The organism is Mesorhizobium sp. B2-1-8, assembly GCF_006442545.2.
GTDB lineage: Bacteria > Pseudomonadota > Alphaproteobacteria > Rhizobiales > Rhizobiaceae > Mesorhizobium.
In genome coordinates, this window is sequence record NZ_CP083952.1 from 3387501 (window position 1) to 3402951 (window position 15451).

Annotated in this window: 12 protein-coding genes, 1 tRNA gene, 2 rRNA genes and 1 pseudogene; 9 read left to right on the forward strand and 7 right to left on the reverse strand. The window is 61.0% G+C overall.

From position 1 onward, the window contains the following. Positions 1-317 precede the first annotated feature (317 nt). The 3 genes from FJ970_RS16565 (at position 318) to FJ970_RS16575 (ending at position 3781) form a co-directional block, all read left to right on the forward strand. Positions 318-3179 (forward strand): 23S ribosomal RNA (locus FJ970_RS16565). Between the two features lie 224 nt (positions 3180-3403). Next, positions 3404-3518, forward strand: a 5S ribosomal RNA gene (rrf, locus tag FJ970_RS16570). 186 nt (positions 3519-3704) lie between these two features. Beyond that, positions 3705-3781, forward strand: a tRNA-Met gene (locus FJ970_RS16575). Between the two features lie 508 nt (positions 3782-4289). Here the strand turns inward: FJ970_RS16575 and tnpC are convergent. The 4 genes and pseudogenes from tnpC to FJ970_RS33915 form a co-directional block, all read right to left on the reverse strand. Beyond that, positions 4290-5899: pseudogene (gene tnpC, locus FJ970_RS16580) on the reverse strand (IS66 family transposase). A 66-nt stretch (positions 5900-5965) separates the two neighbouring features. Beyond that, on the reverse strand, positions 5966-6313 hold the full coding sequence (gene tnpB, locus FJ970_RS16585) for an IS66 family insertion sequence element accessory protein TnpB (protein WP_140758182.1): 348 nt from the start codon (positions 6311-6313) through the stop codon (positions 5966-5968). Further along, positions 6310-6459: a hypothetical protein gene (locus FJ970_RS16590; RefSeq protein ID WP_227792220.1), complete on the reverse strand. Its 150-nt coding sequence runs from the start codon at positions 6457-6459 to the stop codon at positions 6310-6312. The genes tnpB and FJ970_RS16590 overlap by 4 nt, the downstream gene beginning before the upstream one ends. Further along, a complete protein-coding gene (locus FJ970_RS33915) occupies positions 6408-6659 on the reverse strand; it encodes a transposase (protein ID WP_415752006.1) in 252 nt (83 codons plus the stop codon). The genes FJ970_RS16590 and FJ970_RS33915 overlap by 52 nt, the downstream gene beginning before the upstream one ends. Before the next feature lie 690 nt (positions 6660-7349). Between FJ970_RS33915 and FJ970_RS16600 the strand changes: the two genes are divergently transcribed. After that, the gene (locus FJ970_RS16600; RefSeq protein WP_140758183.1) at positions 7350-8048 is read left to right on the forward strand and encodes a winged helix-turn-helix transcriptional regulator; all 699 of its coding nucleotides are present in this window, start codon (positions 7350-7352) and stop codon (positions 8046-8048) included. Between the two features lie 87 nt (positions 8049-8135). Here the strand turns inward: FJ970_RS16600 and FJ970_RS16605 are convergent, their stop codons facing one another. The 3 genes from FJ970_RS16605 to FJ970_RS16615 are packed head-to-tail and all read right to left on the reverse strand — an operon-like array spanning position 8136 to position 10214. Beyond that, positions 8136-8906 (reverse strand): amino acid ABC transporter ATP-binding protein, encoded by a 771-nt coding sequence (locus FJ970_RS16605; RefSeq protein WP_140758184.1) that lies wholly within the window; start codon positions 8904-8906, stop codon positions 8136-8138. After that, entirely contained in the window at positions 8906-9565 is a 660-nt protein-coding gene (locus tag FJ970_RS16610) for an amino acid ABC transporter permease (RefSeq protein ID WP_140758185.1), read from the reverse strand. Before FJ970_RS16610 ends, FJ970_RS16605 begins: the two co-directional genes overlap by 1 nt. After that, complete coding sequence (locus FJ970_RS16615; protein WP_140758186.1) at positions 9555-10214, reverse strand: amino acid ABC transporter permease; 660 nt, start codon at positions 10212-10214, stop codon at positions 9555-9557. Before FJ970_RS16615 ends, FJ970_RS16610 begins: the two co-directional genes overlap by 11 nt. A gap of 426 nt (positions 10215-10640) precedes the next feature. Between FJ970_RS16615 and trbB the strand changes: the two genes are divergently transcribed. The 5 genes from trbB to trbJ are packed head-to-tail and all read left to right on the forward strand — an operon-like array spanning position 10641 to position 15449. Continuing rightward, positions 10641-11624, forward strand: a complete 984-nt coding sequence (trbB, locus tag FJ970_RS16620) for a P-type conjugative transfer ATPase TrbB (RefSeq protein WP_140758305.1) — start codon at positions 10641-10643, stop codon at positions 11622-11624. Positions 11625-11640: 16 nt separating this feature from the next. Then, on the forward strand, positions 11641-11955 hold the full coding sequence (locus FJ970_RS16625) for a TrbC/VirB2 family protein (protein WP_140758304.1): 315 nt from the start codon (positions 11641-11643) through the stop codon (positions 11953-11955). Next, positions 11952-12233, forward strand: a complete 282-nt coding sequence (locus FJ970_RS16630; RefSeq protein WP_140758187.1) for a VirB3 family type IV secretion system protein — start codon at positions 11952-11954, stop codon at positions 12231-12233. The genes FJ970_RS16625 and FJ970_RS16630 overlap by 4 nt, the downstream gene beginning before the upstream one ends. 10 nt (positions 12234-12243) lie before the next feature. Then, positions 12244-14694: a conjugal transfer protein TrbE gene (gene trbE, locus FJ970_RS16635; protein ID WP_140758188.1), complete on the forward strand. Its 2451-nt coding sequence runs from the start codon at positions 12244-12246 to the stop codon at positions 14692-14694. Next, positions 14691-15449 (forward strand): P-type conjugative transfer protein TrbJ, encoded by a 759-nt coding sequence (trbJ, locus tag FJ970_RS16640; RefSeq protein ID WP_140758189.1) that lies wholly within the window; start codon positions 14691-14693, stop codon positions 15447-15449. The genes trbE and trbJ overlap by 4 nt, the downstream gene beginning before the upstream one ends. Positions 15450-15451 lie beyond the last annotated feature (2 nt).

Sequence of the window (15451 nt, forward strand, 5' to 3'; positions counted from 1 at the left end):
GCCTGTTCTGTTTGACATCGTAAAGAGAAGATTTGTTCGAACTTCATGAGCCGCAAGGGTCGTGATTTGTCGCAAGGGACGCTCAATCCCTTGCATATGATGGGTTTGCCTAACCGCGCCCTCGAACCGATCTCGAGAAGCTGGTCTTTTTGTGCCAATGACATCAAGCTGGGTCCTGCACAGGATTTGGCTGACGCGACGATCTCTTCGAGATCGCGTGGCGACAATCCCTTCGGATTGCGCGGCTGCTAACCTCGCAAGGGTTTGGCTGAAGCGACAATCCTTCGGATTGCGCGGTGGGCATTGGCAATGAGAACGATCAAGTGTCTTAAGGGCAATTGGTGGATGCCTTGGCATGCACAGGCGATGAAGGACGTGATACGCTGCGATAAGCTACGGGGAGGTGCGAATACCCTTTGATCCGTAGATTTCCGAATGGGGAAACCCACCTAAGGTACTTGGAAAATCAGAGCAGCAGGGTGACTGACGCAAAAATCCGCAAGGATTGCGCGTGAGGCGACGATCTCTTCGAGGTCGCGCAGGCTTGCTGCTGTGGTTTCCAAGTATCTGTTATAGGTAACTTATCCTGAATACATAGGGATAAAGTGGCGAACGCGGGGAACTGAAACATCTAAGTACCCGTAGGAAAGGACATCAACCGAGACTCCGGAAGTAGTGGCGAGCGAACCCGGACCAGGCCAGTGGCGATTGAGAGACAAGCGGAACCTTCTGGAAAGTAGGGCCATAGTGGGTGACAGCCCCGTACGCGTAATGCAATCAATCGTCCTCGAGTAAGGCGGGACACGTGAAATCCTGTCTGAAATTGGGGGGACCACCCTCCAAGCCTAAGTACTCGTGCATGACCGATAGCGAACTAGTACCGTGAGGGAAAGGTGAAAAGCACCCCGACAAGGGGAGTGAAAGAGTACCTGAAACCGATTGCCTACAAACAGTGGGAGCCCGCAAGGGTGACCACGTACCTTTTGTATAATGGGTCAGCGACTTAGTGTGACGAGCAAGCTTAAACCGGTAGGTGTAGGCGCAGCGAAAGCGAGTCTGAACAGGGCGTTCAGTTCGTCGCATTAGACCCGAAACCGAGTGATCTAGCCATGAGCAGGTTGAAGGTAAGGTAACACTTACTGGAGGACCGAACCCATAACTGTTGCAATAGTTCGGGATGACTTGTGGCTAGGGGTGAAAGGCCAATCAAACTCGGAAATAGCTGGTTCTCCGCGAAATCTATTTAGGTAGAGCGTCGACCGAATACCCCAGGGGGTAGAGCACTGGATGGGCTAGGGGTCCTCACCGGATTACCAAACCTAACCAAACTCCGAATACCTGGGAGTACTAGTCGGCAGACACACGGCGGGTGCTAACGTCCGTCGTGAAAAGGGAAACAACCCTGACCTACAGCTAAGGTCCCCAAGTTATGGCTAAGTGGGAAAGGATGTGAGGATCCCAAAACAACCAGGATGTTGGCTTAGAAGCAGCCATCATTTAAAGAAAGCGTAACAGCTCACTGGTCTAAATAAGGGTCTTTGCGCCGAAAATGTAACGGGGCTAAAGCCATACACCGAAGCTTAGGGTTTGGTCCGCAAGGGCCAAGCGGTAGCGGAGCGTTCTGTAAGCTGATGAAGCCATACCCGTGAGGGGTGGTGGAGGTATCAGAAGTGCGAATGCTGACATGAGTAACGTAAGGGGAGTGAGAGACTCCCCCGCCGAAAGACCAAGGGTTCCTGCTTAAAGCTAATCTGAGCAGGGTTAGCCGGCCCCTAAGACGAGGCGGAAACGCGTAGTCGATGGGAACCACGTTAATATTCGTGGGCTTGGAGGTAGTGACGGATCATTGAGGTAGTCCAATCTTATCGGATTGAACGGGCTGCTGCGTGGTTCCAGGAAATAGCTCCTCCTTATAAACCGTACCCGAAACCGACACTGGTGGTCTGGTAGAGTATACCAAGGCGCTTGAGAGAACTATGCTGAAGGAACTCGGCAAATTGCACGCGTAACTTCGGAAGAAGCGTGACCCTTTTCTACGCAAGTAGAGGAGGGTGGCACAGACCAGGGGGTAGCGACTGTTTATCAAAAACACAGGGCTCTGCGAAGTCGCAAGACGACGTATAGGGTCTGACGCCTGCCCGGTGCTGGAAGGTTAAGAGGAGGGGTGCAAGCTCTGAATCGAAGCCCCAGTAAACGGCGGCCGTAACTATAACGGTCCTAAGGTAGCGAAATTCCTTGTCGGGTAAGTTCCGACCTGCACGAATGGCGTAACGACTTCCCCGCTGTCTCCAGCATAGACTCAGTGAAATTGAATTCCCCGTGAAGATGCGGGGTTCCTGCGGTTAGACGGAAAGACCCCGTGCACCTTTACTATAGCTTTACATTGGCATTCGTAGTGGCATGTGTAGGATAGGTGGTAGGCTTTGAAACCTGGGCGCCAGCTCAGGTGGAGCCACCCTTGAAATACCACCCTTATTACTATGGATGTCTAACCGCGGCCCGTTATCCGGGTCCGGGACAATGTATGGTGGGTAGTTTGACTGGGGCGGTCGCCTCCTAAAGAGTAACGGAGGCGCGCGATGGTGGGCTCAGAACGGTCGGAAATCGTTCGCTGAGTGCAATGGCATAAGCCTGCCTGACTGCGAGACTGACAAGTCGAGCAGAGACGAAAGTCGGTCATAGTGATCCGGTGGTCCCGCGTGGAAGGGCCATCGCTCAACGGATAAAAGGTACGCCGGGGATAACAGGCTGATGACCCCCAAGAGTCCATATCGACGGGGTTGTTTGGCACCTCGATGTCGACTCATCGCATCCTGGGGCTGGAGCAGGTCCCAAGGGTATGGCTGTTCGCCATTTAAAGCGGTACGTGAGTTGGGTTCAGAACGTCGTGAGACAGTTCGGTCCCTATCTGCCGTGGGTGTAGGAATATTGAAAGGATCTGTCCCTAGTACGAGAGGACCGGGATGGACGGATCTCTGGTGGACCTGTTGTGGCGCCAGCCGCATAGCAGGGTAGCTATATCCGGACGGGATAACCGCTGAAGGCATCTAAGCGGGAAACCCACCTTAAAACGAGTATTCCCTGAGAACCGTGGAAGACGACCACGTTGATAGGCCGGGTGTGGAAGAGCGGCAACGCTTGAAGCTTACCGGTACTAATAGTTCGATCGGCTTGATCGTTCTCATTCCTAATGTCCATTTCGGCGCAATCCAAAGGATTGTCGCCTGAAGTCAGATGTTTAGCCAGCGCTCACGCATGAGCGGCCCCTTCGGGGCCTATGCTCCGCGAGGGCGCCGGTAAAACCGGCGACGCGCAGTCGTGCTTGCGGGCTTCGCCCGAAGGCAAACTGCAAACGTCGCCTTGGCACAGAAAACAGCTTCTCGAACAACGTGCGTTTTGCCGACCTGGTGGTTATGGCGGAGCGGCTGCACCCGATCCCATTCCGAACTCGGCCGTGAAACGCTCCAGCGCTGATGGTACTTCGTCTCAAGACGCGGGAGAGTAGGTCGCTGCCAGGTCTGCTAAACGCACGTTTACGTGTCACATCGTACTTTCCAAAAATCGAAGCCGATTTTTGGGTCGATGTGATGAAATCTTCTCTGCACATGGCCCGCCAACGGGAAACCTCGGGCCGCTCTAAGCGGCCCTTTCATTTGGTGGACATCCTTACTATCTGTAGGCCTCGGCTTACGTCCAACGGTTGACGCGGGGTGGAGCAGCCCGGTAGCTCGTCAGGCTCATAACCTGAAGGTCACAGGTTCAAATCCTGTCCCCGCAACCAATTTTGCCATAAATCACCGGCCGTCTCGATCTGAACAATCGAGACGGCTTTATTGTTGGACTGGCACACAATCGTCGTGGGCGACGATCAGCCGGACCCAAACAGCCAGTCTTCAACACAAACTGCCCTAGCCTAGCGCAGACCTTCCCTCGCTAGGCTTCGCGGTCAACGAGTTGGCACCGGCGTTTTACACGGAATGGTCGCGATGATTTGTACTCATCCGGTGAAGACCGCAGGCGTTCGTATCCGGCGGCCATGACACCGCAGTGCTGAGGTCAAGCTTTCGATGGGGAGACGCGATGATATCTTCGGGGAGGAGTTCGACCTCCTCGATGCCTTCATCGGTGAAGGCCAAGATCCCGTCGTCATCGTTGGCCCGTAGACCCAGATGACGCCGTCCTCGGGCTCGAGACCGAGCGTCAGGTCCTGGATGAGCTCTTCGCTGACGCCGAGGTCCCTGGCGACACGTTCGACGGTGTGAACGTGATGCACCTTATTGCGCTGCATATCAGGCCGCCGCTGGTTGAGTCCGCAGTTTTGCGGATCTCCAATTCCATGGCAGCAAATCATCGATCCGATGGGCCGGATAGGCGGGCAGTCGGGCGAGGAAGTCGGCGAGCCAGGACCGCGGGTCGATATCATTCATCTTGGCGCTGACGATCAGGCTGTAGAGAACGGCAGCGCGCTGTCCGCCGCGATCGGAACCGCAGAACAGCCATGACTTTCTGCCGAGAGCGATGCGGCGCAGGGCTCGCTCGGCTGCATTGTTCGACAGACAAATCCGCCCATCGTCCAGGAACCGGGTGAAGGATGACCAGCGGCGCAGCATGTAGTTGAAGGCCTTGGTCAGATCGTGTCCGCGGGAGAGCTTGTCGCGTGTCTCGATCATCCAGCGCTTGAGCTCGGTGATCAGTGGCAGGCTCCGCTCCTGGCGCGCGGCGTGGCGTTGGCCTGGCGACATGCCGTTGATCGCGCGCTCGATATCGAATAAGGCATCGATGCGCTTCACGGCTTCAACCGCTAGCGGATGGACCAGGTTTGAGCTTGTCGCCACGCGCCTTCTTGCGCGCCGCCGCTTCGATATCGGCCAGCTCGAACACTTTGGGCCGGCTGTGGGCCCAGCAGCTGGCTTCCAGAACAGGCGCCGGCTGACGACCCGACGCATAGAGATCGCCATAACCGATCGCGGGAATTGTAGAACACTGCCGCCGGCGGATCGGCGCCGCCGAACGGTCGGTCATCGCGCACATAGGTCCATAATCGGCCGGTATCGGTCTTGCCCTTGGCCAGGACTGGCACCGTCGTGTCGTCGCCGTGCAGACGTGAAGCGGCCAGCACATGGGCTTCGAGCCGCTTGAACAGCGGCATCAGCGCCGCGCCGCCGGCGCCGACCTGGTCGGCGAGCGTCGACAGGCTGAGCGGCACGCCTTCGCGGGCATAGCGTTCAGCCTGGCGGTTGAGCGGCTGATGCTGGCCGAACTTCTCGAACAGGATCATCCCCAGTAGGCCGGGACCGGCCCAGCCGCGTGGGGTGGCGTGCAACGGCGCCGGAGCCTGGCTGATCGCCTCGCAGTCGCGGCAGGTGAACTTCTCCCGCACGTCTTGGATCACCTTCCATTGCCGTGGCACCACCTCCAGCGTCTCGGTGATGTCCTCACCCAGCTTGCGCAGCCGGTGACCGCCGCAGCAGTCGCAAGCGGTCGGCGCCGGCTCGACCACGCGCTCGCGTGGCAGATGCTCGGGAAATGGCTGGCGCGCCGGTCGCTTGCGCACATAAGGCGCCACCTCGGTGGTCCGGGCCGCGGCTTGTGCGGCGGCGATCTCGTATTCCGTCGCCGTGCTCTCGAGTTCCTCGAAGGTGAGCTCCATCTGGTCGTGCAGGCGGGCTGAGCCTTCAGAACTCTGACCGTGCAGCGGCCGCTGCAGCTCCCGGATCGTCAGGTCCTGATGTGCGATCAGCGCCGCATCATCCGATGCCTTGGCCCTGGCGACCGCCAGTTCGGCCTCGACCAGCGCAGCGCGCGCGGCCTCGTCTTCGGCTCTGGCCAGCGCCGCGCTCAGCGCTGCTCTCAGCGCGCCGATATCGTCCGGAACAGCATCCTGGGCGGTGGCAACCATGCCCTGGAGTGAATCATAAAACGCGTCCGCTGACTCGCGGAAAATGGCGCAAAATCAAAGAAAAACTCAGCCCGCGCGCCGCGGGCGGAACGTGTGGCGCGGGTTGCGCCAATCGATCCCGTCGAGCATGTAGGCGAGCTGCGCCGGTGATATGGAAACCGTGCCGTCCGCCGGCGGCGGCCATAGAAACCGGCCCTTCTCGAGCCGTTTTGCATACAGCGACATGCCGAGCCCATCATGCCAGATAGTCTTGATCAGATTGCCGTTGCGGCCGCGGAAGACATATAGATCACCGGCATGCGGATCCCGGCCCAACGTCTCCTGGGCCTGCAGAGCGAGGCCTTGCATCCCACCACGCATATCGGTCCGGCCGACCGCCAACCAGATATGCACCTGGCTCGGAACCGGGATCATGATACGCCCAGCGCCTTCACCATCGCCGCCGCAAGGGTCGGCGGCGTGGTCAGCGGAATCCGCAGCCGCACCTTGCCGGCGATCTCCAGCTCGATCACGGCTGGTGGCGCCGGCACCGAAGCGGCGGCAGGCTCATCGCGAACCACGACAACTTCGGCAAAGCCCGTTTCCCGGGGCCTAACGTGCGGCGCCACTTATAGATCAGGCTGGTCGCGACATCGTACTGACGCGCCGCCGCTGCCACTGTGGCCCTCGGCGCGAATGCTGCGGCCAGTATCCGGCACTGATCCTCTTCACTCCAACGACGACGGCGTTCGGGCCCGGTCAATATCGTCATCTGGCTCATGGCTGTGCTGCGAACTCCGCTCGTAAGGACGACCGTAAGAGCGCAGCCTCGCTACCGGCCCATGTTCGCGCAAGGCGGCCCTCGCCGGAGGCGTACGATGATTTGAGCTCCGAGATCCTTGCTCGGGTCGCCGACCAACGAGTCGAAGGCGAGAATTCCAACCTTGTAAGTCATGCTTGTCGTCCGCCTGGACGCGCGCCCCGAAAACGTGGCGGATGATCTTCCCCAGATGTCATTGGAGCATATTGAGGGCTGCGGCCTTGGAGCGGCGAGGGGACTTGCCTACATCGCTCATGTCGTCGATATGAAGGTCGATGAGGCGCCGAAAGTTTTAAGGCGCGCTATACGGGACTTGGTCGGCGACTCACCGCGTTCGACTAAGCGCTCGGTTTCGGTCGCCCAGCGACGCGCGTCGTCTCGGCGCAGGAAGGTGGTCCCACTGACGTAGTGACCTTTGCGACGAACTTGGACACGCCAGGAACCGGACGAGAGCTTTGGGTAGGTGGCCATATATTCGTGTGCGCTCCGTGTGCGACGAGAGATCGAAAAGTGGCGAAAATTGTCGCATTCTGGCGTAAATTCGTGTGCACTCGGCAGCTTCTACCGATTTGATGTTACATAAAAAATGGCGAAAAATCAGACAGAGTGGCCGTTTGCGCCCATGGTGCCTCGGATTCGGTTGATGGACGCATGAAGCCACTGGCCCTGATCTCCTCAAAGGACCCGGATTTCTTCCTGGTTTTCGGCCACATCCTCTCGGTTGCCGGCTTCGAAACCCGACTGATCACGGCAGACAAGGAAATCGCACGTGTCATCAAGGCGGCGGCGCCGCTTGCCGTTATCCTGGACTGTCAACCCGGCGACGGCAAAATCGCCAAACAGTGCCTGTCGCTGAAATCGAGCGAAGCGACGGGAGGCATCCCCATCGCAGCCCTCGTCGCTCCCCGTTCCGGCAAGCTGCACCTCGAACTGATCAAGGCTGGCGTCGACGAGATATTTTCGCGGCCGTTTGCGCCCGAACAGCTGCTGACCTGGCTGCATGGCAAAGCGGATCTTGCGAAGCTATCGCGCGAAACGGACTCGGGAGATGTGGTGCATGGCGATTTTCGGCTCGAGCGACAGACCCACCGGACATTCTTCAAGCAAAACGAGATTGTCATGCCGCCGATCGAGTTCAAGCTTTTGCGAAGCCTTTTGGCAAAACCAGGCAAGGTTTTCAGCCGCGAGGAACTGGTCGCGACCGCATGGCCTGAACATGCCGCCGCAACTGATGTGCGGGGCGTCGACGTTCATATAGCAAGGCTGCGCAAAAGGCTTCGGGCATCCGTGGGAAGCGATGTGATCAGGACCGTCCGCTCCGCAGGCTACGCGTTCGCGCCGGAGTGGTAACCTGCTTGGCGCGTCCGGCACCTGCCGGACGCGTGTTGGCGTCCGTCCGAGCTCTTGGCCGGCACGCCGGGTCACAGGCATCTGCCCTCAATGGCTCAGGATGGTATCGAGGAACAGCCGGGCGCGTGGGTGAGCGGCTCTAGAGAAAAAGTCATTGGAAGAGGCATGCTCGACAATGCGGCCTTCGTCCATGAAAACGATCTCGTCCGCGACTTCGCGTGCAAAACCCATTTCATGGGTCACGCAGACCATGGTCACGCCGGTTCCCGCCAACGCGATGATCACGTCCAGGACTTCCTTGATCATTTCCGGGTCAAGCGCCGAGGTGGGTTCATCGAACAGCATGATGCGGGGATTGAGGCAGAGAGCGCGCGCGATCGCCGCTCGCTGTTGTTGACCGCCCGAGAGCTGGGCCGGGTAGGCATGCGCCTTTTCGGGGATGTGCACCGTCGTCAAATGCTGTATGGCGATCTCTTCGGCCTCGCGCGCCGGTTTCAGGAGAACCCGGCGCAGCGCCAGCGTGCAGTTGGCGAGCACGGTGAGGTGCGGAAAGAGATTGAAGCTCTGGAAGACCATACCTGTCTGTCGGCGCGCCCGCGCGGTATCGCGAGCATCTTTTCCCAGAGTTATCGCTTCGAACTGGATCGTTCCCTTCTGGAAAGGTTCGAGACCGTTGATGCAGCGGATCAATGTCGACTTGCCGGACCCGGACGGTCCGCAAACGACGACGCGTGCGCCCGCTCGTACCGTCAGATCGATGTCTGTCAAAACCTGCAGGGCACCGAACCACTTGTTGAGGCCGTCGATCCGCACAAGGGGGAAGGATTGAGCGGTGGAGATTGGGGCTTGAGCGAGCATCAGCGACGTCCAGCTGCAAGCAGACGCTGCTCGATGCACTTCACGCCATAAGAAACGATCAGCGCCAGGGCGAGAAACAGAACGCCGGCGACGGTCAGCGGCTCCGCGTAACGATAGGTCTCGGAAGCGATATCGAAGGCGCGCCCGAGCATTTCCGGCACGGCCAGGATCGCGAGATAAGGCGTCGCCTTGAGGATCGAAACCAGGTAGTTGCCGAGCGGCGCGGCGATGTTGCGCAGCATTTGCGGTCCGATGATGAAAATGATCGTATCGCGGCGGGTGAGCGACAAGGCTCTGGCTGCTTCCAGCTGGCCGCTTGGAATTGCGTCGATGCCCGCCTTGAACACCTCCGCCAGATAACCGCTGTAGTACAGGCTCAGCCCCAGTATGCCCACCGTCATGGCGCCAAGGCGGATCCCGTAGAAGGGCATGACGAAATACAGGAAATAGAGCCAGGCCAGGACCGGCGTTGAGCGGATGAAGTCGATCAGGAAGCGCACGGCGAGGCCAGGCGCTCCGCCCCCGCGGCGGATCATTTCGAAAGTGAAGCCAAGCGCCGACGCACCGAGGCAACTCAAGACCGTGGCGAGCAGGGTATTCCCTATCGCGCCGATTATGGTCGGGATGGTCGAGAGTGCGAAATCGAGGTTAAATCCCACGAGGCGTTCCTCTTTCGGGATTGACCCGCTTCTCGAGCCAGCGTCCGGCGAGTGCGATCGGATAACAGACGACGAAGAAGGCTAGCAGCAGCGCCGAATAGATCGCGACCGGGTCGTATTCGGTCTGCGAGATTTCCTTGGCGCGGAACGTCATGTCCGTCAACGTGACCAACGAGACAAGGGAAGTCGCCTTGACGAGCTGAATAAGGTTGTTGACGAAGGTGGGACTCATGGCGACCAACGCCTGGGGGAGCTCGATCAGAAGCAGGATCGCCGGGCGCGAGAGGCCGAGCGCCATGCCTGCCTCGCGCTGGCCGGCAGGAAGAGATTGGAGCCCGGCGCGCACCGCCTGGCTGGCATAGCCGCCGCTATTGAGGCCGAGCACCAATGCACTGACGGTCAGCGCCGATAGAGTGACGCCCACGACCGGCAGCACGTAGTAAAAGACGAAAAGCAGGACGACGACCGCGGAGCTGCGCCAGAATTCGATCACGGCGGTAACCAGAAAGCGCGCTATACCGGTGGTCAGAAACTGCGCGACGCCGAAAACGAGCGCGAAGGGGACCGCGAAGACCAGGCCGCAGGCTGTGACCTGTGCGGTGATACCCAGCCCCTGCAGAATGCCCAGCCAGATGTCCAGCATGCTCACGGGGTGCCACCCCTCTTTGTCGACGCGGGTGACGACGATGTCAGTATCGTTTCGGCGTGCCTGAGGAAGGCGGCGTTGCGTTGAGAAATCGCGCCCTCTGGACCGGACCTCATGGCTATCCTCCGCGCCGTGAAAAGGACGATCGGCTGTACGGCCAGGCGATCGATGGCTCTCTCTTAAACCCGGTGGGAGTCGGGTGTCAATAAACATGGACATAGTATTGCGGAAGTTTATATTGCACGCATTTGCGGTGAATGGCGCAATGCGTCGCCGTAGACCGCCACGGCCTGCGGCGACGCCGTTCGCCGGTATTTGCGCGCTACGCTACGACGGCGGCTGAAACGCGTTGAATCGGACTGCTCCAAGGCTTTGATCGTCCCCGACCCGGGGACAGTTCGACGTGTTCCCGGCCCAAGCGGGGACAGGATGGCTATCTCGCATAACGATACCGAGGGACGCGCGCGCAGCTCGCGTATGCTGCGGACCGCGCTCGGACCCGCCATCGCCCGGTTCCTAGACGATCCCGCGATCGTTGAGGTTATGCTGAACCCGGATGGCCGGATCTGGGTGGATCGGCTTTCGGAAGGTTTGGCCGATACGGGGGAAATGCTCGCGCCTACCGCTGGCGAGCGGATTGTGCGCCTGGTCGCCCATCATGTCGGCGCTGAGGTCCATTCCCGTTCCCCGCGCGTCTCGGCCGAATTGCCGCAAACCGGCGAGCGTTTCGAAGGCCTGCTGCCGCCCGTGGTCGCCGCGCCGGCTTTCGCGATCCGCAAACCTGCGGTCGCCGTGTTCACGCTCGATGACTATGTCGCGGCGGGCATCATGACTTCTGGCCAGGCCGCGATGTTGCGCGCCGCGGTTGCTGGCCGCGCTAACATCCTCGTTGCCGGTGGCACATCGACCGGCAAGACGACCCTCACCAACGCGCTGCTCGCCGAAGTGGCGAAAGGGATGGATCGGGTCGTCATCATCGAGGACACCCGCGAACTGCAATGCGCCGCGCCCAACCTTGTCGCAATGCGCACCAAGGATGGCGTCGCCACGCTCTCCGACCTGGTTCGTTCCTCGCTGCGCCTGCGGCCTGATCGCATCCCAATCGGCGAAGTGCGCGGCGCCGAGGCCCTGGACCTCTTGAAGGCATGGGGCACAGGGCATCCCGGCGGTATCGGCACCCTTCATGCGGGGTCCGGTATTGGCGCTCTGCGCCGCCTTGAGCAGCTTATCCAGGAAGCCGTCGTCACTGTCCCGCGTGCGTTGATCGCCGACACGATCGGCCTTGTGGCTGTCCTGTCCGGACGTGGCGCCGCGCGGCGGCTTAGCGAACTCGTTCGGATCGAGGGTCTCGGCCCCGACGGCGATTATCGCATTGCTGAAGCCAAGCCCACCAACCCAGGAGAAACCTCATGATCCGCCTCCTTGCACACTGCCACGGCAATATGACGCAGGAGCCGTCGCCCTAGCCGTCAATCTCCTGGTCGTGTCGAACGCCCATGCCTCGGGCTCCTCGATGCCGTGGGAACAGCCGCTCGAAAAAATCCTGCAGTCGGTCGAGGGACCGGTGTCGAAGATCATCGCCGTCATCATCATCATCGTCACCGGCCTGACGCTGGCCTTCGGCGACAGTTCGGGCGGTTTCAGGCGGTTGATCCAGATCGTTTTCGGCCTTTCGATCGCCTTCGCGGCGTCGAGTTTCTTCCTGTCGTTCTTCTCGTTCGGCGGCGGAGCGTTGATCTCATGACAGCAGCTTTCGAACAATTCGACGCGGTGCCGGGGTGGTCGGTGCCCGTCCATCGGGCCCTGACCGAGCAGATCCTGCTTGGCGGCGCGCCGCGCGGAATCGCGATCCTGAATGGCACGCTGGCTGGCGCTGTCGGTCTTGGGCTGCGGCTCTGGCTGGTCGGTCTTCTCATCTGGGCAATCGGACATGTCATGGCGGTGTGGGCTGCCAGGCGCGATCCGCTGTTTTTCGAGGTCGGACGCCGGCACCTGCGGCTGCCCGGACATCTGTCGGTTTGAGGGCGTCGTTATGATGAGCCTTGCCGAATACCGCCGGACGGCTGCCCGCCTTGCCGACTATCTGCCTTGGGTCGCTCTCGTCGCGCCGGGCGTCGTGCTCAACAAGGACGGCAGCTTTCAGCGCACCGCGAGGTTTCGCGGGCCCGATCTCGACTCCGCCGTGGCGGCGGAACTTGTTGCGGTGGCATCGCGCATCAACAATGCCTTCCGTCGCCTCGGCTCGGGTTGGAGCATCTTCGTTGAAGCACAGCGGCACGAAGCGGCTTCCTATCCCGAAAGCCAGTTTCCCAATGCGGCCTCCGGCCTGCTCGACGCCGAGCGCAAAGCCGACTTCGACGAGGAAGGAGTTCATTTCGTATCGAGCTACTTTCTCACATTCCTGTTCCTGCCGCCGCCCGAAGACGCCACGCGCGCCGAGGGATGGCTTTATGAGGGCCGCGACCAGTCGGGCGCGGATCCGGGTGAGATCATGCGCGCCTTTGTCGACCGGACAGAGCGCGTGCTGTCCCTGCTCGACGGGTTCATGCCGGAATGCCACTGGCTCGATGACGGCCAAACGCTGACCTACCTGCACACGACGGTCTCCACCAAACGCCATCAGGTGCGCGTCCCCGAGACCCCGATCTATCTCGATGCGCTGCTGGCCGACGAGCCGCTCGCCGGCGGGCTCGAACCGCGGCTTGGCGACAAGCATCTTCGCGTGCTCACCATCGTCGGCTTCCCGACCGCCACGACACCCGGCCTGCTTGACGACCTCAATAGGTTGGCCTTCCCGTACCGCTGGTCGACCCGCGCGATCCTGCTCGACAAGGTCGACGCTGTCCGCCTGTTGACCAGGATACGGCGGCAATGGTTCGCCAAGCGCAAGAGTATCGCCTTGATCCTGAAGGAGGTGATGACCAACGAGGCATCAGCACTGCTCGACACCGACGCCGCCAACAAGGCGGCCGACGCCGATACGGCGCTGCAGGAGCTCGGCGCCGACATGGCGGGGATGGCCTATGTCACCGCGACCGTCGCCATATGGGATTCCGACCCGCGCGTGGCCGACGAGAAACTGCGGCTCGTCGAGAAAGTCATCCAGGGCCGCGACTTCACGGCGATTGTCGAGACCGTCAACGCCGTCGACGCCTGGCTCGGCTCCTTGCCAGGGCACGCCTATGCCAACGTCCGCCAGCCGCCGATCTCAACGCTCAATCTCGCCCACATGATCCCCCTCTCTGCCGTGTGGGCGGGGCCGGAACGGGACGAGCATCTGGTCAGTCCTCCCTTGCTTTATGGCAAGACCGAAGGCTCGACCCCGTTCCGGTTGGTCCTTCACGTCGGCGATGTTGGCCACACGCTGGTCGTCGGCCCCACCGGCGCTGGCAAGTCGGTTCTGCTGGCGCTGATGGCCCTGCAATTTTGCCGCTACCGCAATGCTCAGATCTTCGCCTTCGACTTCGGCGGCTCGATTCGGGCGGCGACGCTAGCCATGGGCGGCGACTGGCACGATCTCGGCGGTCATCTTACCGAAGGCATGGACGCCTCCGTTTCGCTGCAGCCGCTCGCCCGCGTTCATGACACGTACGAGCGCGCTTGGGCGGCTGACTGGATCGTCGCGATCCTGACGCGCGAGGGCATCGTGATCACCCCGGACGCAAAGGAGCATATCTGGGCGGCGCTGACGTCGCTGGCTTCGGCTCCGGTCGAGGAGCGCACCATCACCGGGCTCAGCGTGCTTTTGCAAGCCAATGACCTGAAACAGGCGCTTCGTCCTTACTGTGTTGGCGGCCCTCACGGCCGGCTGCTCGACGCAGAGGCCGAACACCTCGGCCAGGCATCCGTGCAGGCGTTCGAAATCGAGGGTCTGGTGGGCACGCAGGCCGCGCCGGCCGTCCTATCCTATCTGTTTCATCGCATCGGCGACCGGCTCGACGGTCGTCCGACACTGCTCATCATCGACGAAGGCTGGCTTGCCCTCGACGATGACGCGTTCGCCGGGCAGTTGCGCGAGTGGCTGAAGACGCTTCGCAAGAAGAATGCCAGCGTCGTCTTCGCCACCCAGTCACTCTCCGACATCGACAATTCGGCTATCGCGCCGGCGATCATCGAAAGCTGTCCGACCCGGCTGCTGTTGCCCAATGAACGCGCCATTGAGCCGCAAATTACCGCCATCTATCGCCGCTTCGGCCTGAACGACCGCCAGATCGAGATCCTGGCGCGAGCGACACCCAAGCGCGATTATTACTGCCAGTCGCGTCGCGGCAACCGTCTCTTCGAGCTCGGCCTGTCCGAGGTCGGGCTGGCACTTTGCGCCGCGTCCTCGAAGAGCGATCAGGCCCTGATCGGCAGCATCATCGCCGAGCACGGCCGCGACGACTTCCTGTCAGCCTGGCTGCGTGCCCGCGATGTCGGCTGGGCCGCCGACCTCATTCCCGATCTCACCGCCCCTGAACCTGAAAAGGATCCCCAACAATGACTATTCGTCAAAGCCGCCGGCGCGCCCTTCTGCTGGCCGCGGCGATGCTCGCCGCGCCGGTCGCGATCTCGCCGATGATGACTGCGGCAGCGCATGCCTTCATCGTGTTTGATCCGTCGAACTATTCCCAGAATGTCCTGACGGCCGCGCGTTCGCTGCAGCAGATCACGAACCAGATCACCTCGCTTCAGAACCAGGCCCAGATGCTGATCAACCAGGCGCGCAACCTGGCGAGCCTGCCTTTGTCCTCGCTCCAGCAACTGCAACAGTCGGTGCAGCGCACGCAACAGCTTCTCGGCGAGGCACAGAACATCGCCTTCGACGTCCAGCAGGTCGACAAGGCCTTTCAGCAGCAATACGGCAGCGCCTCACTCTCCGCTTCCGACCAGCAGCTCGTCACGGACGCGCGTTCGCGCTGGCAAAACACGGTAGGCGGTCTCCAGGACGCCATGCGCATCCAGGCGGGCGTCGTCGGAAATATCGAGACCGGTCGCGCGCAGATGTCGGCGTTGGTCGGCGCCAGCCAATCGGCGACCGGTGCGCTGCAGGCAACGCAAGCCGGCAATCAGTTGCTTGCGCTTCAGGGCCAGCAGCTTGCGGACCTGACCGCCGTGGTAGCCGCCAACGGTCGCGCCCAGGCGCTGACCGAAGCTGAACGTGCCGCCGCGGTCGACCAGGGCCGCGAGCAACGCCGCCGCTTCCTGACCCCTGGCTCCGGGTATCAGGCCGGCGACGTTCAAATGTTCAACCGCTGAGG

Coding starts and splice junctions, on each gene's coding strand:
- tnpB (WP_140758182.1), bottom strand. CDS start 6,313: ATGATCCCGGTTCCGAGCCAGGTGCATATCTGGTTGGCGGTCGGCCGG.
- FJ970_RS16600 (WP_140758183.1), top strand. CDS start 7,350: ATGAAGCCACTGGCCCTGATCTCCTCAAAGGACCCGGATTTCTTCCTG.
- FJ970_RS16605 (WP_140758184.1), bottom strand. CDS start 8,906: ATGCTCGCTCAAGCCCCAATCTCCACCGCTCAATCCTTCCCCCTTGTG.
- trbJ (WP_140758189.1), top strand. CDS start 14,691: ATGACTATTCGTCAAAGCCGCCGGCGCGCCCTTCTGCTGGCCGCGGCG.
- trbB (WP_140758305.1), top strand. CDS start 10,641: ATGGCTATCTCGCATAACGATACCGAGGGACGCGCGCGCAGCTCGCGT.
- FJ970_RS33915 (WP_415752006.1), bottom strand. CDS start 6,659: ATGAGCCAGATGACGATATTGACCGGGCCCGAACGCCGTCGTCGTTGG.
- trbE (WP_140758188.1), top strand. CDS start 12,244: ATGATGAGCCTTGCCGAATACCGCCGGACGGCTGCCCGCCTTGCCGAC.
- FJ970_RS16630 (WP_140758187.1), top strand. CDS start 11,952: ATGACAGCAGCTTTCGAACAATTCGACGCGGTGCCGGGGTGGTCGGTG.